Annotated in this window: 18 protein-coding genes and 1 tRNA gene; 7 read left to right on the top strand and 12 right to left on the bottom strand. The window is 64.5% G+C overall.

Annotated elements, in window-relative coordinates:
* Positions 1-17: 17 nt before the first annotated feature.
* Positions 18-650, top strand: coding sequence for an HAD hydrolase-like protein (locus ACQKI2_RS05170; RefSeq protein ID WP_427378633.1), 633 nt, complete (start codon positions 18-20; stop codon positions 648-650).
* A gap of 117 nt (positions 651-767) precedes the next feature.
* Entirely contained in the window at positions 768-2,306 is a 1,539-nt protein-coding gene (locus ACQKI2_RS05175; protein WP_427378634.1) for a leucyl aminopeptidase, read from the top strand.
* Between the two features lie 75 nt (positions 2,307-2,381).
* Here ACQKI2_RS05175 and ACQKI2_RS05180 read toward each other — a convergent pair whose 3' ends face one another.
* Positions 2,382-3,518 carry a DegT/DnrJ/EryC1/StrS family aminotransferase gene (locus ACQKI2_RS05180; RefSeq protein WP_427378635.1) on the bottom strand — a complete coding sequence of 379 codons (1,137 nt, stop codon included), beginning with the start codon at positions 3,516-3,518 and terminating at the stop codon, positions 2,382-2,384.
* A 109-nt stretch (positions 3,519-3,627) separates the two neighbouring features.
* Positions 3,628-4,575: an isopenicillin N synthase family dioxygenase gene (locus ACQKI2_RS05185; RefSeq protein ID WP_427378636.1), complete on the bottom strand. Its 948-nt coding sequence runs from the start codon at positions 4,573-4,575 to the stop codon at positions 3,628-3,630.
* Between the two features lie 156 nt (positions 4,576-4,731).
* On the opposite strand from ACQKI2_RS05185, the gene ACQKI2_RS05190 reads away from it, so the two are divergent.
* The 3 genes from ACQKI2_RS05190 (at position 4,732) to ACQKI2_RS05200 (ending at position 7,196) form a co-directional block, all read left to right on the top strand.
* Positions 4,732-6,147 (top strand): hypothetical protein, encoded by a 1,416-nt coding sequence (locus ACQKI2_RS05190; RefSeq protein WP_427378637.1) that lies wholly within the window; start codon positions 4,732-4,734, stop codon positions 6,145-6,147.
* Between the two features lie 78 nt (positions 6,148-6,225).
* Positions 6,226-6,933: a hypothetical protein gene (locus ACQKI2_RS05195; protein WP_427378638.1), complete on the top strand. Its 708-nt coding sequence runs from the start codon at positions 6,226-6,228 to the stop codon at positions 6,931-6,933.
* Between the two features lie 173 nt (positions 6,934-7,106).
* A tRNA-Ser gene (locus ACQKI2_RS05200) sits at positions 7,107-7,196 on the top strand.
* Positions 7,197-7,462: 266 nt separating this feature from the next.
* Here ACQKI2_RS05200 and ACQKI2_RS05205 read toward each other — a convergent pair.
* The 10 genes from ACQKI2_RS05205 to ACQKI2_RS05250 form a co-directional block, all read right to left on the bottom strand.
* Positions 7,463-8,482 carry a DUF4236 domain-containing protein gene (locus ACQKI2_RS05205; RefSeq protein WP_427378639.1) on the bottom strand — a complete coding sequence of 340 codons (1,020 nt, stop codon included), beginning with the start codon at positions 8,480-8,482 and terminating at the stop codon, positions 7,463-7,465.
* A gap of 25 nt (positions 8,483-8,507) precedes the next feature.
* The gene (locus ACQKI2_RS05210) at positions 8,508-10,592 is read right to left on the bottom strand and encodes a 3'-5' exonuclease (RefSeq protein ID WP_427378640.1); all 2,085 of its coding nucleotides are present in this window, start codon (positions 10,590-10,592) and stop codon (positions 8,508-8,510) included.
* Between the two features lie 4 nt (positions 10,593-10,596).
* Positions 10,597-13,518: a site-specific DNA-methyltransferase gene (locus ACQKI2_RS05215; protein WP_427378641.1), complete on the bottom strand. Its 2,922-nt coding sequence runs from the start codon at positions 13,516-13,518 to the stop codon at positions 10,597-10,599.
* Positions 13,518-15,440 carry a GmrSD restriction endonuclease domain-containing protein gene (locus ACQKI2_RS05220; protein ID WP_427378642.1) on the bottom strand — a complete coding sequence of 641 codons (1,923 nt, stop codon included), beginning with the start codon at positions 15,438-15,440 and terminating at the stop codon, positions 13,518-13,520. The genes ACQKI2_RS05215 and ACQKI2_RS05220 overlap by 1 nt, the downstream gene beginning before the upstream one ends.
* Positions 15,441-15,442: 2 nt before the next feature.
* Complete coding sequence (locus tag ACQKI2_RS05225) at positions 15,443-18,511, bottom strand: BPTD_3080 family restriction endonuclease (RefSeq protein ID WP_427378643.1); 3,069 nt, start codon at positions 18,509-18,511, stop codon at positions 15,443-15,445.
* Positions 18,508-19,395 carry a WYL domain-containing protein gene (locus tag ACQKI2_RS05230; RefSeq protein ID WP_427378644.1) on the bottom strand — a complete coding sequence of 296 codons (888 nt, stop codon included), beginning with the start codon at positions 19,393-19,395 and terminating at the stop codon, positions 18,508-18,510. The genes ACQKI2_RS05225 and ACQKI2_RS05230 overlap by 4 nt, the downstream gene beginning before the upstream one ends.
* A gap of 137 nt (positions 19,396-19,532) precedes the next feature.
* On the bottom strand, positions 19,533-19,937 hold the full coding sequence (locus tag ACQKI2_RS05235) for a hypothetical protein (RefSeq protein WP_427378645.1): 405 nt from the start codon (positions 19,935-19,937) through the stop codon (positions 19,533-19,535).
* The gene (locus ACQKI2_RS05240) at positions 19,934-21,265 is read right to left on the bottom strand and encodes a recombinase family protein (protein WP_427378646.1); all 1,332 of its coding nucleotides are present in this window, start codon (positions 21,263-21,265) and stop codon (positions 19,934-19,936) included. The genes ACQKI2_RS05235 and ACQKI2_RS05240 overlap by 4 nt, the downstream gene beginning before the upstream one ends.
* The gene (locus ACQKI2_RS05245; RefSeq protein WP_427378647.1) at positions 21,262-21,714 is read right to left on the bottom strand and encodes a DUF2924 domain-containing protein; all 453 of its coding nucleotides are present in this window, start codon (positions 21,712-21,714) and stop codon (positions 21,262-21,264) included. Before ACQKI2_RS05245 ends, ACQKI2_RS05240 begins: the two co-directional genes overlap by 4 nt.
* A gap of 158 nt (positions 21,715-21,872) precedes the next feature.
* On the bottom strand, positions 21,873-22,028 hold the full coding sequence (locus ACQKI2_RS05250) for a hypothetical protein (protein WP_427378648.1): 156 nt from the start codon (positions 22,026-22,028) through the stop codon (positions 21,873-21,875).
* Between ACQKI2_RS05250 and ACQKI2_RS05255 the strand changes: the two genes are divergently transcribed.
* Together ACQKI2_RS05255 and ACQKI2_RS05260 are read left to right on the top strand one after the other, a co-directional pair.
* On the top strand, positions 22,027-22,257 hold the full coding sequence (locus ACQKI2_RS05255) for a DUF1127 domain-containing protein (protein WP_427378649.1): 231 nt from the start codon (positions 22,027-22,029) through the stop codon (positions 22,255-22,257). The genes ACQKI2_RS05250 and ACQKI2_RS05255 overlap by 2 nt on opposite strands.
* The gene (locus ACQKI2_RS05260) at positions 22,250-23,539 is read left to right on the top strand and encodes an MFS transporter (RefSeq protein WP_427378650.1); all 1,290 of its coding nucleotides are present in this window, start codon (positions 22,250-22,252) and stop codon (positions 23,537-23,539) included. Before ACQKI2_RS05255 ends, ACQKI2_RS05260 begins: the two co-directional genes overlap by 8 nt.
* The last annotated feature ends 93 nt before the right edge of the window (positions 23,540-23,632 follow it).

The following is a 23,632-nucleotide window of genomic DNA, read 5'->3' on the forward strand; positions in this document are numbered from 1 at the left end:
GTGTGAGGGGGGAGCACATGACCACAAAACCTGACCTCATCATCTTTGATTTTGACGGCACGCTGGCAGATAGCGTGGGGTTTTTCCGTGAGCTTTTGCCGGAGCTGTCGCAGAAGTTCCGGTTCCGGTTGCCGAGCTTTGAGGAGCAGGAGGCGATGCGCGGGCATCCGCCGCGGGAGGTGATGCAGTCTCTGGGCATTCCGGGGTGGAAGTTGCCGCTGATTGCCGTGCATGCCCGCAAGAGGGCAAAGGCGGCGGAGACCTTTCCGCTGTTTGAAGGCACGCTGGACCTGCTCGATACGCTGATGGCGCGAGGCATTCCTGTGGCGGTGGTATCATCCAATTCCGAAGCGGTTGTGCGCCGGGCGCTGGGGCCGGAGATCAGTTCACGGATTTCTGCCTGGAGCTGCGGGGCGGGCATGTTCGGCAAGGCGAAGCATTTCCGCGATGTGATAAAGCGCCTGAAGGCAGACCCGGCGCGGACGCTGGCGGTGGGCGACGAGATCCGCGACATTGATGCGGCGCGCGAAGTGGGCATCCGCTGTGTGGCCGTGAGCTGGGGATTTGCGCCGCGCGAGGCCCTGACGGCCGCGCGGCCCGACCATGCCTTTGACTGCGGGGAAGACCTCAAGGCTTTTCTGGCCGGCTGAGGCAGCGCTTGGTTGCCCGCGTGCGGAATCTGTTGCGCCCATGCCCCAAAAGGGCTGGACAGGCGGCCAGATTTTTCCGAGGCAAATGTAATATTAGAACAGAGAAGGACATCGCCCATGAAAATATGGATCACTGCCGCTGTTTCCGCGATGGCGCTGGCGATGCCGGCGCTTGCCGAAGTGCCGGGCATCGATTTTGCCAAAGCGGAACGTCCAGCCACGGGCGCTGTAGCGCTGCCTGTGGGCAAGGATGGCGCGCTGGAGGGGATTTCCCGCGACGCCGACCGCGCCGCGAAGGGGGCGATTGCCGAGGCGATCAAGACGGCCGGTTTCAAGGGCGCAACCGGGCAGACGCTGACGCTTTACGGCGTGGGCCCATACGGGGCGGTGCTGCTGGTGGGCACAGGCGAGGGCCTGAAATCCGCCACCGACCTGCAGACCTATGGCGCCACAGTGGCCAAGGGGACCGCAGGCTGGACGGCGACAGTGAATGTGGCCGTTCCGGACGCAAAGGATGTGGCCAATGACGCGGCCATTGCTGCGCAGGGCGCGATGCTGGGCGCCTATGATTTCGGCAAATGGGGCAAGGCTGCGCCGGTCACCGAGCCCAAAGTGACACTCACCTTCCTGGCGCCGGACGCCAATGCCGCACGGCGCGCCTGGGAAACCGATGCCCGCGCCGTGGCGGAAGGCGTGTTCTTTGCGCGCGACCTTGTTTCCACGCCGTCGAACATCAAGACGCCAGCCTGGTTTGCCGATCAGGTGGTGGAAAAGTTCCAGGGCCTGCCGAATGTGACGGTGACGGTGCTGGACGAGACGCAGATCGAGGCCCTCGGTATGGGCGCGCTTTACGGCACAGGGCAGGGCTCTGTCCGCCCGCCGCGCCTGGTGGCGGTGGAATACAAGGGCGGCAAGGCAGGCGAGGCGCCGATTGCGTTCGTCGGCAAGGGCATCACCTTTGATACCGGCGGGATCTCGATCAAGCCGAACGCCAATATGTGGCGTATGCGGATGGACATGGCCGGGGCGGCGGCATCGGCTGGCGCGGTTCTGACGCTGGCCAAGCGCGAGGCAAAGGTGAACGTGGTGGCGGTTCTTCCGCTAGCGGAGAACATGCCGGACGGCAATGCGATCCGGCCCGGTGATGTGCTGACCTCGATGAGCGGCAAGACCATTGAGATCATGAGCACGGATGCGGAGGGCCGCCTGGTGCTGGCCGATGGCCTCTGGTGGACGCAGGAGCAGTACAAGCCGAAGCTGGCCGTGACGATTGCGACGCTGACAGGCGCTGTTGGTGGTGCTCTGGGGTCTGATTATGCGGGCCTGTTCACGAACGATGACGCGCTCGCCCAGAGGTTCCTGGCGGCGGCGGATGCGTCAGGCGAGGGGCTGTGGCGCCTGCCGGTGCATCCCAATACGTTCAAGGCGATCCGCAGTGATGTGGCAGACGTGAAGAATGGCGGCGAGGGCGCGCCGGGCGCCTCGGTGGGCGCGGCGTTCATCATGGAGTGGGTGAAGGAAGAGACGCCCTTCGTTCACCTCGATATTGCGTCAATGGCCTGGCAGAATTCGGGTAATGCCGTCGACCCGAAAGGCGCGGTGGGCTATGGCGTGCGCCTGTTCGACGAGCTGTCGCGCACCTACGAAGCCAAGTAATCCGCCAGCGGAATAAAATGAGGAGCCCCGGCTGGAAGAATATCCGGCCGGGGCTTTGCTTTATGGGTGCAGGGTTCAGGCGGCGATGCCTTTGGCGACGCGGCGCATCAGGAAGGTGGGATAATCCAGCCCCAGATTGACGACGCAGGTGCGGTCCAGAATATCCAGCGTGCGGGCACACATATCCGGGGTGTAGCTGATCTCACGCTTGGCCCAGGCCCAGGGGTTCATCTTCGGATGGAAGGTGCGTCTGGCGAGAATGGGTTCCCAGTTGGTGTAGATGTGCTTGGAGCTGTCGCGCAGGCGGTTCCAGATGCCTTTACGTTGCTGCAGAGCGACGGCCGCCTCGACGGTGGGGGCAAGCAGGGTGAGGCTGATGGCGCTATCTGCATCATTGTGAGGGGTGAGCTGATAATCCGTGCCGGTGGCGAGAATTTCCGCCATGGCGGCGCGGCGTTTGCGCTTGCGCTCCAGCATGGGGACAACCTTGCGCAGCTGCACACGCGCCATCGCGCTCTGGATCTCGTTGACCTTCATGTTGACGCCGACGAAGGCGGGCTCGTTGTAGCGTTCCTCATGGCCGCGGATCATCGCGCCGAGATCGTGATAGGAGCGGGCGCGGGCAAAGAACTGGTCGTCATTGGTGAGGACGGCGCCGCCTTCACCGATATTGACGTTTTTCATCTTGTTGAAGCTGAAGGCGCCGAGATGGCCGATGGTGCCCAGGGCGCGGCCCTTATAGGTGATGCCAACGGACTGGCAGGCGTCTTCGATGACGATCAGGCCGTGTTTCTTCGCAATCGCCATGATCGCGTCCATGTCGCAGGGGGCGTTGCCCATGTGCACGGGGATGATGGCGCGGGTGTAGGGGGTGATCTTCCGCTCGATGTCTTCCGGATCAATGGTGAGGGACTCGTCAATGTCCACCAGGATCGGAACCGCGCCGACCATGACGGGCGCTGCCGCCGTGGCCATCCAGGTATAGGCTGGCACGAGGACCTCATCGCCGGGGCCGATGCCGGCGGCGGCGAGGGCGGCGATCAGCGCGCCGGTGCCGGACGTGACAGCCAGGCTGTGCCGGGCGCCTGTCAGCCGGCAGAGGTCCTGCTCGAACTCTTCGGTGAAGTGAGCCTTCTCAGAATAGCGCGTGAGTTGCCCCTCCGCGATCGCGCGGCCGGCGGCGATCCATTCGCAGATACCCATGGCTGGCATTTCGGCGCCTCCCAGATTGGTTCAGGCCATCCAGGGAACACTCAATTTCTGTGCCATAGGGGAAGTCCGGGAGTGTCGAGTAGACTGGCCCCCTGAGGAGGGCCGGTCTTCAGCTGCGTTCCTTGACCAGGCCGATCTCGCGCAGGCGTTCCATCAGGAAGTCCTGAGCGGTGATCGGTGGTTGTGCCTTGCCCCCTTCGGCGAGGCAGCCGGGGAGGGCTTCGATCAGGAAATCCTGATTGAAATGAAGGAAGAAGGGAGTGGAGTAGCGCGGGAACCGGGAGCGTTCGGGGGCCGGGTTGACCACCCGGTGGGTGGTGGATGGCAGGACGCCGCCGGTGTAACGCTGGAGCATGTCGCCGCAATTGATCACGAGCGCGCCCGGTGGCGGGTTGACGGCCAGCCATGCGCCAGAGCGGTGTTTCACTTCGAGACCGGCTTCCTCAGCGCCGAGGAGCAGGGTGATGACGTTGATGTCTTCATGCGCGCCGGCGCGGACCGAGCCTTCCGGCGGCGGGTTCATCTGCGGGGGATAGTGGAGCAGGCGCAGAATGGAGTTGCCGAAGTTGACCTTATCGGCAAACCAGGTTTCCGGAAGGTTCAGATGCAGCGCGACGCCCTTGAGGAGGTCAGCGCCAAAATCATCCAGAGCGGCATAGAGGGCGCGGGTAGCCCGGTCGAAGTCTGCCACTTCGGCGACGCTGGGAGTATCCTTCATGGTGGCCCGGTAGGGCGAGCCGGGGGGAAGGTCGCGGCCGGTATGCCAGAACTCTTTCAGGTCGGCCTGTGCCTGCCCCTTGGCGTTTTCCGTGCCGAAGGGGGTGTAGCCGCGCTGGCGCCCGCCGGGAGCATCGTGATATTTTTCCTTCACATCCTCGGAGAGGGCGAAAAACGCCTTGGTGGCGGCAAGGTTTGCATCAATCACGGACTGAGCCACGGGGTGGCCGGTGATGACGGCAAAGCCTGTTTCCCGGAAGGATTTTCCGAGCTTGTCTGCGAAGGCAGCCTTGTCCGCGTGCCAGAGGGGATAGGGGATGGGTTCGAAATATTGGGTCATTGGGAAAGTCTGCCAGAAGTAGCGCCGCGCCGATAGATGGCGGCCTGACGCGGGGGATTCCAGCCTCTCTCTACAGCGCCCTGATGCTTAACGAAATCTCAAACGCGCCATGGCATCTGTGACAGGTTGAGTACCCGCAGGGAGCGGCGCGAACCCATGTCTCCAGCCGATGCCGGCCAAACTGAAGCGCGGGCAGCGCTGCCGCGCTTGCGGCCACGCCTGGGCGCGGGAGATGTGCTGGTGCATCTGTGGCGGGCGAAATGGCTGATGCTGCTGATGTTTCTGCCGCTGTTCGCGCTCGGCCTGTTTGCGGCGCTGATGCTGCCCGAACGCTATGTGGCGCAGGCGCGGGTACTCATTTCACCGCCAACCGAGCGCGCGGACGCGGAGAGCGCCGCCCGGTCCGAGATCGAACTCATGCGCAGCCCGGTGGTGGCGCGCGCGGCGCTGGAGAAAGTGACCCTGGCGCGGGCCTATCCGGCACTTGCCGCCCAATGCGCCCGGAAGGACTGCGCCCGTATCGGCGCGGATATTCTGGTGGATAATCTTCAGACGGATGTTATGCCGGGCGGAAGGGCCGTCAGGCTGCAGTTTGGCCATGCTGATCCTGAAATGGCCGCGGCCCTGCTCAACGCCCTGGCGCGCGCTTATCTCGATTATCGCCCGGCGGTGCTGGGCGAAGAACCTGCCCTCAGCTTTGGCGCCCAGCGTGAGCGGTTTGAACGCGAGGTAGCCGACGCCGAAACGGCGATCCGGGCCTATCTTTCGCAGAACGGCCTGACCGGCCTTGAAACCGAACGCAGCACACAGCAGCGCCTGTATGAGGCCGCGAGCCTTGAGCTGATGATGGCGGGGGCCCAGAAAGCGCAGCTGGAGGCAGAGCTGGAAAGTTATCGGCGGAAACTTGCCGGGCTGCCGGCCGAGCAGGTGATGTATACGGAAGACACCGCCCAACAGCGCCTGCAGGAACTTTATGTTCAGCGCGAAGAGTTGCGGGCCCGGCTGGCGCCCAATGCTTTGGCGCTGCGCGATCTGGACAACCGTATCGAGAGGATCGAGGGGCTGGTGGCGGCGCAGGGGGATACGGCGAGTGCTGCGCGCCGCGGGCCTGATCCACTGTATCAGGAAGTTCGGTTGGCCATTGCGCGGCTTGAGGCAGAAGTGCAGGCGGCAACCCGTCAGCAGGCAGAGCTGCATGCGCAGATCGCCAGCCTTGAAGCGCGCGATCAGCAATTGCGGGAACTGGCGCCGGGGCTGGCGGAGCTGGTTCGCCGGCGGGATGTGGCGGCCGATGCGGCGCGCCAGTTTGGGGCCCGGGCCGCCGAAGCGCGGGCGCGCAGTGATCTTGCCCGGGAGGGTGCCGGAGGTGTTCGCCTTGTAGAGAACGCCGCGCCGCCCCTGCGCGGGGAAAGTCTGCGGAGTCTCGCTTCCTTCGCTGCGTTCCTGCTGGCGGCGCTGGCCGCGCTTGGGGCCGGCCTTGCGCATGCGTTCAGCCGGCGGGGCTTTGCCACGGCCGCCGCCCTGGAGCGGACAGTGGGACTGCCCGTGCTTGCCACCGTCCGTTCACGCTGAGCGCCGGCGGGCGATTTTCCTAAAGACGCATTAACCATCGCATGCTAGCGCTCCTGCAGGAAGAAGCGAAGGCAAGTCATGCGCGATCTGCGGCAGGATCTTTCCGGCCTCTGGCAGGCCGCAACGCGGATTACACCGCGCTCGGGCGGCCGCGTCCTGATGTTCATGTCGGCCCAGGAAGGCGAAGGCACGAGCAGTGTTGCGGCCTCCTTTGCTCTGATGGCCGCCGCCCGGGCCGCCCGCATGACGTGGCTGATTGATCTCGATCTGCGCGATAACCCTCTTTATACGGCCTTTTCAAAAGGAGTTCTCAACGGCGTGGGCCGGCCGGGACGTCCGCTGGACGCCTCCCTTGGCGTGGAGCAGATTTACTCTGTCTCCGGATCAGAAAAGACGCTGGCCCTGTCAAAGCTGCTGACGGCGCATCAGATTGATGGTCTGCGCCTTCTGGTGACGCGCTTCCGGAATGAGCGGTTGTCGCCGGGGCAGAGTGTGCGCATGCTGGCGGCGCCGGGATGGTGGGACGCGCTGCGGCGTAGTGCGGACTGGGCCATCATCGATGCGCCGGCGTTGTCGCGCTCGGCAGCGGGGCTGATCTATGCGCCTTTGGCCGACGGCGTGGTGCTGGTGGTGCAGGCTGAAGCGGCGGGCGCAGAGGAGGTGGAGGACCTGCGCGCGGCCGTCGAAGCGGCGGGGGGGCATGTGATCGGGGTCGTCATGAACCGGTTGAAATCCGGCCGCGCGCCTGCGGGTAATCCGCGAATGGGGGGCTGGCGGGCTTTTTGAGGCGCCAGGCAGGGCTGTGGAATTCCGGGGTGGCGGCCTGGTACTCCGGCGCGGCGCGTCGCTTTCTGCTGCCCCTTTGGGTGGTCTGACCACTTTTCCGGCCTGATGGCGCCCAATCACCGCAATTCAGACTTGCCCCAATTCCCCCTCATCTATAGGGAATTCCGAGCGCTGGAGAGGTGGCCGAGTGGCTGAAGGCGCGCCCCTGCTAAGGGCGTATACGTTAACGCGTATCGAGGGTTCGAATCCCTTCCTCTCCGCCATTTCTATCCCGTCGAACGTTCTCCGCGCGCGGACGCGGCGCTGAAAACGCCAAGGAACCGCGCGGTTCTGGCGCGAACCTCTGAACTGCGACGTCGGCACACTCGGCTCCGAGCGTTCTCTCTCCGCCCTTTTTCTCTCGACCTCTGGACTGAACCGACGCCAGTACGGAATTATATATCATTGAAATATAATGTGAAAATGCCTCCGGCCCCTCGCGGTGGTTGATATCCTCGTCGGCAAGCGCGATCGGCGCCGAAATCGGACATCAAAGCCCGAGTCGTTTGGCGACATCCTCGAACCCCGGATCCTCGGCATAAATGCGCTCGAACTCGCGTCGGGCCTGTGCTTGGCGGCGCTGGCCATCGTAGAGCAACGCACGCTCATATCGAACCTGCCGCAGCAGCTCGTCCGGGCGATCCTTGCGCCGCCGGAGCGCCAACGTGAGAACGTCGATCGCCGCATCGGGCAAGCCCAAGCTGACCAGCGCGCGGGCCCGATAGAGCAGCAACGCCGTATGGACCGGAGTCTCGTTTTCGACAGACGCGCTCAGCTCTGCGATGCGTCGCAAGTGCTCGGGGTTCGGATGATCGAGCGCAAGTTCAGCGAAGGAGAGCAGGACGACGGGATCCGACTTGTCCAGATCGAGCAGCTGATCCAGACGGATCAATGCGTCGCCCGAACGTCCCTGCAACTGGTAGACCTCGACCAGGGCCAGAAGTGTCCCCCGTTCGCGAGGCCGCACATGCGCCGATATTTCGGGAGTGATCGGCAGGCTGATGGTCGCGTTGACTCCGTACTTGCTGAACAGCGAATCGAGTTCGTGTCTCCGTTCCAAGGCATCGAGCAGGCAACGCTCCGCCTGATCGAAGTTCTCACTCTTCAGGTGAAGCATCCCGGCAAGCCATGCGGCGTCGGCCAGAGAAGCCGAACGGTCGAGCAGGACAAGCGCCTCGCTGTCATCGCCCTCATTCAGCGCCTTTAGCCCATCGACGAAGGCCCGCTCCGCCGCGGGTGTGATCAGGCGCTGGAAAAATCCGAGCGTCAGACGATCTCTCGCGCGCACCATTGGTGCGGATGCACCGCGCTCTTGCCCGCGTCCGGCCCCTGGATCGCGCATCGTGTAGAAGAGGCCGGTGCCAGGAATGCCTGCCGTCGCGCGGTTTCCGCGGGGGCTTATCGTGTACTTGGCCCCGCGCGGCCCGAAGGATAGCGAAGCCGCCGATTTCGAGAGGTTCAGCGTGACCCCGGGCGCAAGTCGGATGCGGCGCCAAAAACGGAATGCCATACGCTTGCCTCCCGCGCCCTCTCGCCTATCGCGCCAGATCGTCGAGGAACTCGGAGGCCGGATCGACGCCGGTGATCAGGAGCCGGTCGCGGGCGCGGGTGCAGGCGACATAAAGCAGATGGCGTTCGGTGTTGTAGACCTCCTCCAGATCAGACTCATCGGCAACGGTCTCGATCCGCTCCTGCAAGGGCAGCACCTCGTCGTCGCACGCCATCACGGCGACGGCGCGGAATTCGAGGCCCTTGGCGAGGTGCATGGTGCTGATCGCGACCTTGCCTGCTTCCGCCTCTACCTTGTCGCTCAGCTCGACACCCGACGCGCCAGCGATCTTGATCGCGGCCCGCGCGCGTTTCAGTTGCTCGCCGGTTCGAACGAACAGGCCGACCTCATGCGGCTGGCAACCCTCTTTCAGGCGATCGGCGAGCCAGTGCCCGACGGCTTCGCTCTCTTCCGTGGCGGTATCGAAGGTGCAGATCTCGGGCGCCGGCCCGTTGAACACGGAGATGGTGCCACGGCGGCTCTCGGCATTGCCGTCGACATCGGAGATGTTCGGCGGCAGCAGCCGATCCGCCTGGGCGCGGATCTGGTGGGAGGTGCGATAGTTGATCCTCAATGTGTGGGAGCGTCCGCGCACGTCGATGCCGAGCGATTTCCACGAGAAGGGCTGCTGGAAGATGCGCTGTCCGAGATCGCCGGCGAAGAACAGCGCGTCGGGCCTGTGCGAAACCAGCGCCGCCAGGAAGCGGGCCTCGGCCACGCTGATATCCTGCGCCTCGTCGACGACCGCGAAATCGAACGGCCGCTTCTCCGTCGCGCCATAATGCGCCGCAAGGCGGCCGAACACGCCGGACCATGTCACCGCCTTGCGCTCGGCGAGACCGGCGCGCAACTGCTCGAAGATCGACCAGAGGGATTCCCGCTGCTTGCCGCCGATCCGTGTCTTGCGGCCAAGGCGCGAGACGTCCCGGTAGCCCTCCCAGTTCTCGATCTGCCAGGCATCGACGACCTCCGACCATTCCCCGGCGAGGAAGGGCAAGGAGAACTTCTGGCCATCGTCCTGTCCCGCCGCCTTGGTGAGCAGAGTGTGAACGAGGGACGGCGAGGCGATGTTCGGCTGTCCGAAAAGACTGGAATAGAGATCATAGGCGACGCCCGTGATGGACTGCACGGTGATCCGCGCCAACACGGCCGGTTCGTTTCCGGCCAGATGCTGCAGCTTCACCTTCAGCGCATTGGCTAGCGCCTTTGAGAAGGTCGTCAGCAGAATTCGCGCCTGTGGATCGTTGCGCGCCAGATGCACCGCGCGATGCAGCGCGACCACCGTCTTGCCCGTGCCCGCGGACCCCGAAATCCTCGCTGGCCCCGAATAGCTGCGCTCCACATATTGCAGCTGGTCGGGATGCAGGAAGACCGCCCATTTCTCCCAGGGATAGTCGAGCGCGCGCTGCAGTTCCTCGATGTTGGTCAGGACACGGAAACGTCGCTGCGCATCGGGATGGGCGAAGGGGTCCGCCTCCACGGGAGCCGTCACGGGCGGCTCCGGCTTCTCGCCGACCGCCAGCTTCAGGAGCGCCTCCTGCGCCTCCTGCGGCAGATGGGAAATGATGTCGAACAGGGTGTCCTCGGTCGCCCGGCGAACGTCGTCCACCCACTCCTCAGGTACCCCGAAACCCATCAGCTCGAACTTGCGCAGATTGTCGAAGAGTTTCGGCTTCGCAGCCGGCGTAGCGGCGACCGGCTCCGCAACCTCCTTCGGCTCGAAGATCTCCACCTCTTCGACGCGCTCACGCACCTCGACGAGCTGCATGGCGCCGGTTGTCGGATGCCGCTCGATCTTGCGCCGTTCGGCCCATTTGTAGGCGTCGTCATGATGATCGACATAGACGAGCAGCAGGCTCGATTGCGTGCGGTGGACGATCAGCCGGATGTCGGCGTTCACCCGCACCGACCAGAAATTCGGATCCTTGGCGCGGTCGAGCTTGTGGAAGGAAAGCCCGGGCGCAGAGGCATCGAGCTGCAGGTCGAAGGCGGTGGTTTTCGCCGCCTTCTGCTCCTGCGCCGTCAGCCTGGACAAGCTGTCGGTGAAGGTGTCCGCGATCCGGAATTCCATGTGCTCACCCCACCGAGAACACCTTCATCACCTCGTCGCCGAGGTGGTTGATGACCTTGACCGCGATGCGACCCGACGCCGGCTTCGGGAAGGGGCGTGACGTGTCGCTGTGCAGGCTTTCCCACGCCTCCTGGTCGATTTCGGCCTTCAGCGTCGTCTTCAGCGCCTTGTAGGGATCGTTCGCGCCGAGGAAGTAGGCGTGGCGGACGAAGAAGCTTTCCTCGTTGTAGTCGGTGTCCAGCATCCACAGCGCGATGCCGTCGGTGCCCTCGCTCACCACCTCGCCGGTCTGCGGCTTGAAGACGTCGACGCCGAACACCTTCACCCGGATCATGCCGTCGCCCCCCGGACCATCAACCTCCTCGATCTTGATGTCGGGCTCGCCGAAGATCACGAAGAGGTTGCCGGCGCCGGTCGATTTCAGGTCGCCGCCCATATGCAGGTCGGGGTTCATGCGGGCTTTAAGCACCGGCACGCGGCCGAGCTTGTCGAACTCGGCGGAATGGGCGTCGTAGTTGAAGGCGCAGGCGATCAGCACGTCGAAGCCGGCATCCCCCGCCTCGCGCGCGGCGGCGACCAGATCGGGGCGGGACACGGTGCCGAATTCCGGGCCGATGAAAATGCCTGCGCGCTTCTGCTTCTCGCCTTCCATAAAAAGCGCTTCCGCGCAGATGAAGCGGCCGGGCCAGCCGGTCAGGCTGGTGAAGGTGATGCGGTCCTCCTTGTGCGCCTGCTGCACGCCGGCGACCTTGAGGTTTTCGAGGATCATCTGCGCGAAGTCGGTCGCGGCCTCGTCGCGGCCCATGCCCTTGTCCGGGGCCTTGCGCTTGCCCTCGGCGGCCTCCAGCACGTCGATCAGCTCGTCGTTCCAGTCCACCGCCAGAGTGCGGTGGGGCGAGAGGCTCTCGACCGTGAACGGGCCGGCGACGCGGACCTTTGAATTGTCCGGATAAGGTTTGTCGTAGAGATATTCGAACTCGGCCTTGGCGGCAATCGAGGCGTCGATCTTCTTCTGCCGCGCGATCCGCGCCTCCCAGAAGCGGGCGAGCGCGGCCTTCGCCGGCTCGGGCCAAGCCTTGGGCGCCTCGCGCGGGATCTCCCATTCCATGAAGCCGCCGGCGGGGGCGGGCTCGCCGGAGGGCAGCGTCACCTCGCCTGCTTCACGGAAGTCGATCACCTTGCCGGCGCGGCCGCCGCTCTCGACCGGATAAGGCTCCGGGTGTCCTTTCAGCGCGGCGTTGAGGGCAGCCCGCGCCTCCTCGACGGCCGGCTGCATGCGCTCCCAGATCACGTCGATCTCGGCATCGTTGGCGATGCTCTTCAGGGTGATGTGCGGCACGCGCTCATAGACGAAGCCCATGCGAATGTCGCCGCGGGTCGGCGTCGTCTTCCGGGCCGTGCGTGTGACCTCGCCTTCCTTCTGCTGGCCCTCGGGGCTGTCGGCCAGCAGGTAATAGGGATAGCGCGCGCCCATCAGGCGCGAGCGGGCGAGCGCGATGGCGACGCGGCTGGTGTCGATGGTGATCCAGCGCCGCCCCCACTGCTCGGCGACATAGGCCGTGGTGCCCGAGCCGCAGGTGGGATCGAGCACCAGATCGCCCGGATCGGTGGTCATCAGGATGCAGCGTTCCACAACCGATGTGCTGGTCTGTACGACATAGATCAAACCAGTACCGATCTGCATAGATTCCCAACGATCAGTGATCGGCAACACCGCGAAATCATCCATGTAGCGTTTGTACCGAACAGTAGATCTTCCGGCTGTGACCCGCCCAGCTTTGCTGAGCATGCCCATTCCAGGAATGGTCGTTTTCCAGTGGCTGCCCGATCCAGGCCCGAACTTTCTGCCGTCAAAATAGAAAATTTGTTCTTGGGAGGCTTGACCGGAGCTGATCAAGCTGGTTTGCCGAAAAATTCGGCCCTCCGGAGTCTCGTCCGAGCGCGTTAGCTCCTCTCTCGTTAAGCGGCGTTCAGAACCGTCCGGTAGCTCAACCTGATCGTAGCGATCAGAGGACACATGCCCCGCAATCCTCTGATTGTAGAGTTGCCGGTACTTCGTCTTATCCTTGGAACGAGCATACCAAAGGACGAAATCCACGGTTGACGCTAGGAGATTACCGGCTTGGCTCCCGGTCTTCTGAACTTGGATCAGAGAACAGAAATTCCCCTCCCCAAACACCTCATCCATCAGCGCCCGCACGCGATGGACGTTCTCGTCGCCGATCTGCACGAAGATGCTGCCGCTCTCGTGCAGCAGGTCGCGCGCTACGGTCAGCCGGTCGCGTAAGTAAGTCAGGTAGGAGTGGATGCCGTCGCGCCAGGTGTCGCGGAAGGCGCGGACCTGCTCCGGCTCGCGCGTGATGTGGTCCTTCGCCCCGTCCTTCACGTCACGGCTGGTGGTGGACCACTGAAAGTTCGAGTTGAACCTGATGCCATAGGGCGGGTCGAAATAGATGCATTGCACCTGCCCGCGCAGCCCCTCGCGCTCGGCCAGCGAGGCCATCACCGAGAGCGAATCGCCCGAGATCATCCGGTTCGACCAGTGCGCGTCGTGCTGGTAGAACTCGGTCGCGGCCTCGGCATCGGGCAGGCCGTTGAAATCGGCGAAGAGGTCCGCCATCGGCGGCGCGGCCTCGTCGGCGCGCGCCTTCGTCTCGCGCTTGAGGTCGTCGATGATGACCTTGGGGTGCACCTTCTCCTGGATGTAGAGCGGCGGGGCGGAGACGATGAGGTCCGACCAGTCCTGCTCGTCCTTGCCGCGCCAGACGAGTTGCGGATCGAGATCGCGGTTGCGACGCTCATAGGCGAGCTGGATCGGCGTCTTGTCCGCCTCGCGCATCACGCTCTCGAACTCGGCGGTCGGGATGTTCAGCCGCGTGGCGGCCTTATGCTTCAGCGCCTCGACCTCGATCGGTTTCTTCGCCATTACGCGGCCTCCTCTGCTTGCGCGTCGGGCAGATCGAAGCCCTCGTCATCCTGGGGGATATCTTCGCCTTCCTCGGGCGCCACGCCGGCCTTGATGACCGGGTGGCCGGTCGCCTTCGCGATCATGGCGAGGAGGCGCGCCTCACGATCCGCCATGAATCCTTCGAAATGGTCGGCGCGCAGAAGTGCAGGGTCCATCGCGTGACTGGCGAGGTATTCGTCCAGCGCGTCGGGTGCGATGGGCGGCGTGTCCTTTCCGCCCTTCTCCAGCCGGGAGAGATACTCCGAAGGCGCGACCCCGCCGAGGATGCGGTTGGTCTTGTAGCTGAGCGGGGTCTTATTGACGACGGTGTCGAAGACCTTCGGCTCGATCTGCTGCTTTTTGCACCAGTCCTGCGGGAAGATGTGGTGGATGTCGACATACTCGTCGAAGAACACAGTCTGGCCGTAGGGCTGGCCCGAACGGAAATCGATCGCGCCCTCGGCCATCAGCAGGGCGTGGATGCCCTTGTAGGCGGCGGAGAGCCGAGTGCGCAGCGTGCGCAGCCGTTCGGGGCGGAAACGCCCTTCGGTGATGGTGCTGGGCTCGGGCCCGCCATCGAGCCAGGCCGGGACTTCGAGCACGTCCTTCGCGAAGCGGGATTCGATGGCGGAGCCGTACAGCTCGCCGAAGATGCCGCACCAGAACCAGCGCGCCAGCCGGTCGCGAACCGCGCCATGGTCGAATTTCGGGCCGATGATCGCGAGGATCGCGGCGAACGGGACGAGCTGGCCCTGATAGGGCAAGTCGATGACGCGGTAGATGTGGTTCTGGCGGAGGAAGCGGGCAGCCGTCTTGAACCCTTCCTCGACCGCACCACGGTGCTTCAGATAGGCCTCCAGCGGCAGGTCCAGCAGCGACTGGCGCGTCGCCCGGACGGCGGAGAGCTCGGACTCCTTGCGGCCCGCGGCGATTTCGGCCGCGCGCTTCTCGACGCCGTGCAGGAGCGCAATCGCCTGCAGGACATCTGTCGCGGCGACCTTCTCCAGAACACCGAACTTCTGCTCGGCCGCGCGGCCGTAGAGCTGCAGCCGTGTCTGCAGCCCGGCCTGGCCATCAGCGCCGAGCCAGTCGTCGCGGAGGCGATGCCCGCGGGCGGCGTACATGGCGGTGACGAGCTCAAAGGCATCGAGCGGCTTGCCACCGGTGTTCACCTTCTCGAAGACGAGGCAGACCGCTTCGTGGGAGGTGTCGGGGCCCAGTGCGATGACCGGCAGCTGGTAAGCCTTGAAGTTCTGGAGGACTTCGTCCTTGAACGGCTTGAAGAGCTTGCGTGTCTCTGGGTCCTTCTCCAGCCAGAACTCGTTGAACCCGTCCTGCCATTCGTCCCAGTCGAAGACCTGGTTCAGAGGGAACATGAGGTTCTGGTATTCGAGCTCCGGCGTGGAGAGATCGAGTTCGATCTTCCGGTCGAAATCCGATTTGATCCGCCGATCCTCCGGCACCGAGACGATGGCGTTCTCGCGATCCTCGGACGGGTTCATGGCCTTGCGGATGTCGATGTAGAACCAGCGCTTCACGAGCTTGAGGCGCGGCGTGACCGTCTGCACCACCTCACGCCGCAGGCAGGTCTGGTAGAGCGACGTCATGCGCTGCTGGCCGTCGAGGAGGAGCTGGTCCGGCGCGCCAGCGGCTGCGATTGGATCGGCGCCCTGGATCGGGCGCCGCGCGAAGGTATCGGCGGCTCCCGGCTTCACTTCCAGCGTCATCAAGGCGCCGACCGGAAAGGCTTGCGAGATCGACGCGATGAGGCCCTTGATCCGTTCCTCGTCCCAAACCCAGCTACGCTGAAAGTCGGGAAGCTGGATCTTCCCGCTTCCGCAATGCCGGAGCAGTTCTTCAAGGCTGACCGGATTGGTCTTGAATGCTGCCTGCTTCCCCAAGGTCACACCTCGTGATCGACGACGTCTGCGGCAGCGTGTTCGCACTGCGCAGCGATCAGTTTGTTGAACTCCGCCTCGATCTCGTAGACGGCGGTGAATTCGGCGAAGGCCCAGCGGCCGTATCTCTCGAGGTTGTTGACGCCCGGCACCCAATAGGCGCGCATGGTGTTCGCCTTCTCCTTGGCGTCCTCGCCGCGGAAACCCTTGATCTCGACGATGAGGTTCAGCGGGTCTGGATGGCCATCGTCCACCTGGACGATGAAGTCCGGGATGTATTTTCGGGGGGTCGAGCCCATCAGGTAGGGCACCTCGAGACCGAGATTCTGGTTCTTGACATAGGCGCGAACCTTGGGGTGCGCCTCCGCCACGCGGCAGAACTCCGCCTCCCAGTCGCTGTCGCAGACGACCCAGTTCACGTGGCATTTGCGCGGGTCGGTCTGCCAGCGCGTTTCCTTCGACGTCGTGAAGTTGACGAAGGCCGTCGAGCCGGTGGGGTTGTAGGCGTCGAGGATCGCTTTGACCGGCCGGTCGCCGGCGAGCGTTTCGGTGATGGCTGCCTTGATCCGTTCGGCCGCCATGTCGGCGATCTCCTTGTAGATCAGCTGCGCGGGATAGGTTCCGCCCGAGCACTTGAGATAGCCGCCTTCGAGCCATTGGCGCGTGATGCGCTTGAGCTGGCCGAACAAATGGAGCTTCGGCTCCTCTCCCGGATCGCGGTACTTGTTGTAGAGAAGGTGTCGCGCGAGGTGGAACAGGACGGTCGAGGACCGCATGTCCTCCAGGTGCGCGACCGTCAGATCGACGCCCTCGCCGATGATGCCCTGGTTCTTGGTGACCGACGGACCGACAAGCTCCGGCGTCAGACGGAGGACGTGGTCCGGCCCGAAAGCCGCCTCCAGCCGCTCGTCGGGCAGTTCGACGCGGTAGCCCTCGACGCGCGGAAAGACGATCTCCAGCGCATCGCGGTCCGGTTTGACGGCATGGACCCGCACCGTCTCGCGCGGTTTGGCGGGTGGGGAGACGACCGGTTTGGCAGCAAAGTCGAACGGAATGCCGAGCACGTCGGCATACTCCACGTTGAACAGCCCTTCCTCGTTGAGGTCATAGGACTGACGACGCAGGCCGCGGCCGACCACCTGCTCGCACAGCAGCTGCGTGCCGAAGGCGCGAACGCCGAGGATATGGGTGACGGTGTTGGCGTCCCATCCCTCCGTCAGCATCGAGACCGAGACGACACAGCGCACCTGTTCGCCAAGCCGACCCTTCTTGCCGACGGTGTTCATGACCTCGCGCAAGAGCGTGGCGTCGTCAATGCTGTCGGCGGCGTGGACGTCGCCGGTACGCTCGATCATCTCCCGGCGGAAGCGCTCGATCTCGTCGCCCGCCATCTCGCGGAAGTCCTTGTCGAGGGCTTCGCCGGATTCGAGCTGGGCCGAGTCGATCAGGATCGTGTTCGGACGAGCGATGCGGTTTCCGTAGTCGTCGTAATTGCGGAACAGCGCCAGGCGGCCGTTCTCCAGCGTGCTCGACCCGTCATCATTCTCGCGGTGGAAGCCGGAGACGTACTTGTAGATCAGCTCCGAGGTCGAGGTGTTGTTGCACACGACGATGAAGACCGGCGGCACGCCTATGCCCTCATGCTCCCAGAGTTCGAAGGTCTTCTGATAATGGCCATAGAGCGCTTCGAGCGCGGTCAGAAGCTCGGCCGGCAGACTCAGCGGGTCGAGCGACTTCCCGGCACTGCGGCCCTTCTTCGGGAGCTTCTTGCCGATGTGGTCCCATAGATTGCGGAACTTGGGGGTGTCGCCGCCGGGGATGTTGTCGGCGACCGGCACGCGCGGCAGCTTCACGATGCCGCATTCGATCGCATCCATCAGCGAGAAGTCGCTCATGGTCCAGGGGAACAAGGTGCCTTCCGCATAACCCGAGCCGCGCAGGAAGAAGGGCGTGGCCGACAGGTCGTAGACGAGCGGTATTCCGAGCTTGCGTTTGACCGCCTCGAGCCCGGAGATCCACATCCGGGCCGCCTCGTTGTTGGCCTTGGCCTCGTCCTTCTCCTCACCCTTGAGGTCGGCCTCGGTTTCGCCTTCGGCGTCCTTCACCCGCTCGCGATAGCAGTGATGCGCCTCGTCGTTCAGAACGACGATGTTCTTGAGCCCCATGAGTTCGGGCATGACGCGCTGGAGCATCTGTCCTTCGGTTTCCAGCGTCTGCAGCGTCTCGCCGCGCCAGCCTTCCAGGGTGGTGCGGGTGCCCTTGGAGACGGAGATCCGCTCGCGCAATTTGAAGGCGTGATAGTTGGTGATGACGATCTTCGCCCGATCGATATCGGCGAGCATGTCGGGCGGCACGATCTCGCGGTGCCGGTAGTAGCTTTCCGGATCGTTGGGCAGCAGGACACGCAGTCGGTCCTTGATGGTGATGCCTGGCGCGACGATCAGAAACCCGCGCGAGAATTGCTTGCTGTTCGGATGGCGGACCGCGTTGACCGTCTGCCAGGCGATCAGCATCGCCATCACGGTCGTCTTGCCTGCGCCGGTGGCGAGCTTCAGCGCCAAGCGCATGAGCTCCGGATTGGCCTGGGCGTTGGCGCCCTCGATATGGGACCAGAATTTCCTCGTCCGTGCACCGAGCTTCGGCGCGACCTCTGTCAGCCAGATCGCGGTTTCGACCGCTTCAATCTGGCAGAAGAAGGGGCGGATGCCCTCGAAGTTGTGGTGACGCCAATGCGTCAGAAGGCGCGCGGTTTCCGGCGTGACCAGCCATTGGTCGGGGTTCGGAAGCCTGCGCCAGGTTTCGACATAGGTGCGGACCTCGTTGATGATCGGGGTGGGATTGTACTCCTGCTCCTCCGATGACAGGCCGGCTTCGTCGCCAAAGATCATCTGAGCCTGATTGCCGCGTCCCTGGCGGCGCTTCTTCGGCTTCGGCACCGGGGTGATGAGGTCGGATCGGCGCCGTATTTCAATGACGCGATTGGTTGGCTGCCCGTCCTCGTCGAGCTCCCAATGTCGGCGGGGATACTCGTAAGGCGAGTTCAGGATCGGGCGTTCGAAGAATGTCTCGCTCATGCCCGAGCCTCCCCATTGTCCCGCCGCGCCAAGCCCGGGCCAGCTGCATCCCGATTGAGCAGAACGATCTGTTGATCCTGTGGACGCCGCGCCATCGGATCGGTATCCAGACCGAGCCTGCGCAGCGCGTAGTAGAGCAGCGCCTTTCGAACCCGGATTTTCGTTTTTCCTCCACGCATCCCGTAATCCAGGGCGATCACCTTCTTCTGGGTATCCGAGAGATCGGGATGGGGTCCGATCTCAAGCACCACTTCGTCATTCCAATCGTGATCCGCCTCTGCTCCGATCTCGCTCGGCTTGGTGCCGCGGGTCTCGATGATCCGCGAGAGCAGGAAGTCCTTGAAGCTTCGGTCGCTGAGACAGAACGCCCGGGTATGCCAGCGGAACCCGTCGAAGCCGATTGCGTGTGGCGCAATCCAACGCCAGCGCGGTTCCGGCCGCGACAGCGACTGATACTTGACCTCGATCGCTTCGGACCGGCGGATCGCAGCGACCACTGCGCGCAGCGTCTTGGCATTGACGCCCCGCACGGGCGTCGGCGCCGCATCGTAGGGGGGAAACTGGCCGATCCACGCATCGGCGCGATCCAGAATTCCGTCGGCGACAGATCTAAGCTGCGCGAGATAGCGGCTCGCGTCGGGTTTCAGGAACTGTGGGGTGAACTCCGCGCTGCGGACATACGCACGCGCGCTCTTGTCGTAGTGCATGTTCTGCGGCGCCATTCCAATATAGCGGTTCAGGTCGGTGGACGCCTGGTTCACCGAAACACCGAACGCCTCCATCAGATCGCCCCGGTTCACATGCCCCTCCCAAAACAGCCGGAACTCGATGAATTCGAGCCGTTGCTCGACCCCCCATCGCAGATCGGCCTTCTCTGTCGCCACCCTGGACTCCCAATGACATGATCCGTCCGTTAACTAGGCATGCCTAGTTACTGGGCTCTTCGATCACGCTAGTGGAGAGATGATCGCCGGGCAATAGAAACTTGACGGGCGCGCGGTTTCGTGGCCGGCGATCGACATCAGAGGCCCAGCGCAGCCCGCTGTGCCGCCCACTCTAGCGGCATGGGCTTCAACAGAGCGTCCATCTGCAAGGCGGCCGGCTGCCTTCCGTCGAGAATCATCTCCACGATGTCCGGGGCCAGCAGGGTCAGGCGCAGGACCCGGCACAGATAGGACTGGTTGATCTTCTCCTCTTCGGCCAGCTCGGTCACCGAGGCGAATCGGCCGCTCTCCATGAGGCGCTTCCAGCGGTGGGCCCGGGCGATCGCCTTCACCATGGTGTTGTCGACGCGCGGGCGGGGCTGGCCCCAACACGCCCCGTCGGGCATGACCACCTGCTTGCGCCCGCCACGCTTCCGGAGGGTCAGGGGTACGCGGACCGTCAGTGTGCGCCCGTCATCGGTGGCGGCGTCGCCGGCTCTCATGCTGCCCTCCGCGGATTGTCGGCCATGCCGCCGAGCTCATGAACCAGACAAGCCAGCCCATCGACGCGGAGGCGAATGTCGACGCCTTCCTGTCCGACCTCGACGCGCTCGACGAGAAGCTGAACGATGCGTGCTTGCTCGGCCGGGAATAGCTCATCCCAGAGCGGGTCGAGCCCCTCCAACGCTTCCCTGACCTCAGCCTCGGACAAGCTATCGATCTCGGGTCGTGCCGACCGCCATGTGCCGACGATCACTTCCGGGGCACGAAGGAGGCCGCGCAGCTGGTCGACCACCGCGCCCTCGATCTCGGCGGCGGGCACGCGGCCCACCGGGCAGGCATCGGCTCCGCGCTTCAGAACGGACTGGCTGACGTAGTAGCGGTAGAGCTTGTCGCCGCGCCGCGTGTGCGTCGGCGTCATCGCGCAGCCGGTCGGCCCGAAGATGAGCCCCTTCAGCAGGGCCGGCGTCGTTGCGCGCGTCCGGCCCGCGCGCACCCTCGGGCTCTCGCGCAGGATTCCGTGAACCTTGTCCCACAAGGCGCGAGAGATGATGGCTTCGTGCTCGCCGGGATAAGCAGTCCCCTTGTGTACGGCGTCACCAATATAGACCCGGTTGTTGAGCAGTTTGTAGAGAAAGCCTTTGTCGACGAGCCGACCGCGCCGCGTCCGCACGCCTTCGGCAGCGAGCGCTCGGGCCAACGCCGTCGCCGAACCCACCTCGACGAAGCGCTCGAAGATCATCCGGACCGTCGCGGCCTCGGCATCATTGATCACCAGCTTGCGGTCCCTGACCTCGTAGCCGAGCGGCACGAAGCCGCCCATCCACATGCCGCGTTTGCGCGAGGCGGCGATCTTGTCGCGGATGCGCTCGCCGATCACCTCGCGCTCGAACTGGGCGAAGCTGAGCAGGATGTTGAGCGTAAGCCGCCCCATGGACGTAGTGGTGTTGAACGACTGGGTCACGCTGACGAAGGTGACCCCGCCGCGATCGAACACCTCGACCAGCTTGGCGAAATCCATCAGCGAGCGGCTGAGCCGGTCGATCTTGTAGACGACGACCACGTCGATCCGGCCGTCCTCAATGTCGGCGAGCAGGCGCTTCAGCGCCGGCCGGTCCAGCGTGCCGCCCGAGAAGCCGCCGTCATCATAGGACTCGGGATAGAGCACCCAGCCTTCGGCCTTCTGGCTGGCGATATAGGCCTCACAAGCCTCGCGCTGGGCGTCGAGGCTGTTGAATTCCATCTCCAGCCCTTCTTCCGTCGACTTGCGCGTATAGACCGCGCAGCGCAGCTTTCGGATGGGTTTGGCGGATGCGGGCGATCTCGTCATGCCTGACCTCGCCGGTTCTTGAGGCCGAAAAAGACCCAGCCGTTCCAGCGCGTGCCGGTGATGGCGCGGGCGATGGCGGAGAGGGAGCGATAGGGCCTTCCCTGCCATTCATATCCAACATTCAGAACGGTGACGGTGTGCTCGACCCCTTGCCATTCGCGAATGAGTCGGGTGCCGGTGATCGGTTTGTCATCGGCGCGGACCCGCCGCAGCACGATGTTGCCGCCGTCGAGTTGTTCGCCCAAAGCCTCGAGGCGCTCGACGGTGGTGGGCTTCAGCCCGCCATAGGCCAGTTCCTGAATCCGATAGGCAAGTCGGCTTTCGAGGAAACGACGATTGTAAGGTGGCGCCTCAGCGTCGAAGAGATCGCGCCAGAGCTTCTTGAGGTCCGGCGTGGGCGTGGCCTTCAAAGCCGCCAGCCGGGCCAGAACCGTGTCGGTCATGGTCATGCATCTCCACTTCTGGTTGGAGTGCCATGACTGCGTTGGTTGACCAGGAAGTGAAGACAACTCTCTCCCCGGTCGGCAGATACTCGCCTTGACTGACTCGCCTTGAGCCATTATACCTACGCCGAGCTCGACGAGAGCGATCGCGACCTGAAGAAGCTTCAGGGCTGGCTTTCCAGGATCGAGAAGCTGGATTCTACGGCGGCGAGAAGGCCGAGGAAGCACGCCGCAGCCGGCTGACGGGCTGCGAGGCGGTTCTCGACGATTATGCCCACCGCGTCTTCGACGCCCATGACGAGAACAAGTGAGGGTGTCATGCTGCTGTCGCCAACTGTTCCGGTTTCCATCGTCGTCGGCCTTGCCGGGGCCGGCGCGATCCTTCTGTCCGCGGGCGGACGCCAGGGCCGCGCGCGGCTCGACCGGTTCCTGCCCTGGCAGGACCGCCGGAGGCAGAGGGCGGCACCTGGGGGTCTCGACGCCCGCCTCCTGCGCGACGTCGGGTTGAGCCGCGAGCAGGCCGAGCGCGAAGGCCGCCACCATGACTGACGGCGGATCGACATCCGAACCGGGCGATCGCCGCGACAGCCGCGCGGCCTGGCGCCGCCTGCCAGCCGGGATCTGGGCGCTGGGGTTCGTCTCGCTGCTGATGGATGTCTCCTCCGAGATGATCCACGCGCTGCTGCCGGTCTATCTGGTCGTGGGCCTTGGAGCGACCGCGTTGACGGTCGGCATCATAGAAGGGATCGCGGAAGCAACCGCCGCGATCACCAAGGTCTTTTCCGGGGCGCTCAGCGACCGGATCGGCAAGCGCAAGGAACTCGCGGCGCTCGGCTATGGGCTGGCTGCGATCACCAAGCCGATCTTTCCTCTGGCGCCGTCCGTCGGCTGGCTTGTGGCGGCGCGATTCATCGACCGGGTGGGCAAGGGCATCCGCGGTGCGCCGCGCGACGCGCTGGTGGCCGATATCGCCCCGCCCGAATTGCGCGGCGCCGCCTTCGGGCTGCGCCAGTCGCTGGATACTGTCGGGGCCTTAATCGGGCCCTTGCTCGCCATCGGTCTGATGTGGCTTTTCGCGGACGATTTCGCCTCGGTCTTCTGGGTGGCGGTGATCCCGGCCTTTGCCGCGCTGGCGCTGATCCTGTTCGTCGTGCACGAACCCGCGCGCCCCGCGGGGCTGCGGAAGGTCAGGAACCCGCTCAGCCACCACGAACTCGGGGGGTTGGGCGCGATCTACTGGTGGGTGGTCGCGGTGGCGGCGGTGTTCACGCTGGCGCGGTTCAGCGAGGCATTCCTGATCCTGCGGGCCGAGGGAATGGGCCTGTCGCTGATGTTCGTGCCGCTGGTGCTGGTCGTGCTGAACATCGCCTATGCGCTGTCGGCCTATCCGGTGGGTGTGCTGTCGGACGGCATGAACCGCATCGGTCTGTTGATCGTCGGCCTGGTGCTGCTGATTGCCGCCGACCTGGTGCTGGCCTTTGCGCCGGGCCTCTGGGGCATCATGTCCGGTCTGGTGCTCTGGGGGCTGCACCTGGGCTTCACCCAGGGCATCCTCGCCACGCTGGTGGCCGACAGCGCGCCGCCGGAACTGCGGGGCACGGCCTTCGGCATGTTCAATCTGGTGACCGGCGCGGCGCTTCTGGCCGCAAGCGTCATCGCCGGGGTGCTGTGGGATGCCTTCGGCGCGGAATGGACCTTTCTGGCCGGGGCCGTGTTTGCGGCTCTTACCATCGCCGGGTTGATTCCGTTACACGGGTCGGCTGGCAAAAAGGGAGATCAGGCGGCAGATGAAGGCAAGCTCCCGACGGGCGGGAGTTTACCCGAGAGTTGATCGCAAGTCGGAACCGCCGAATTTGCCGGCTTTCTTGCCTGACCCGTCCATTCCGGTTTCTCGATTGCCTTCTTGTTCCCGGTTCTCCTGCGC

The sequence above is a fragment of the Hyphomonas sp. NPDC076881 genome, assembly GCF_050269995.1.
Taxonomy (GTDB): Bacteria; Pseudomonadota; Alphaproteobacteria; order Caulobacterales; family Hyphomonadaceae; genus Hyphomonas.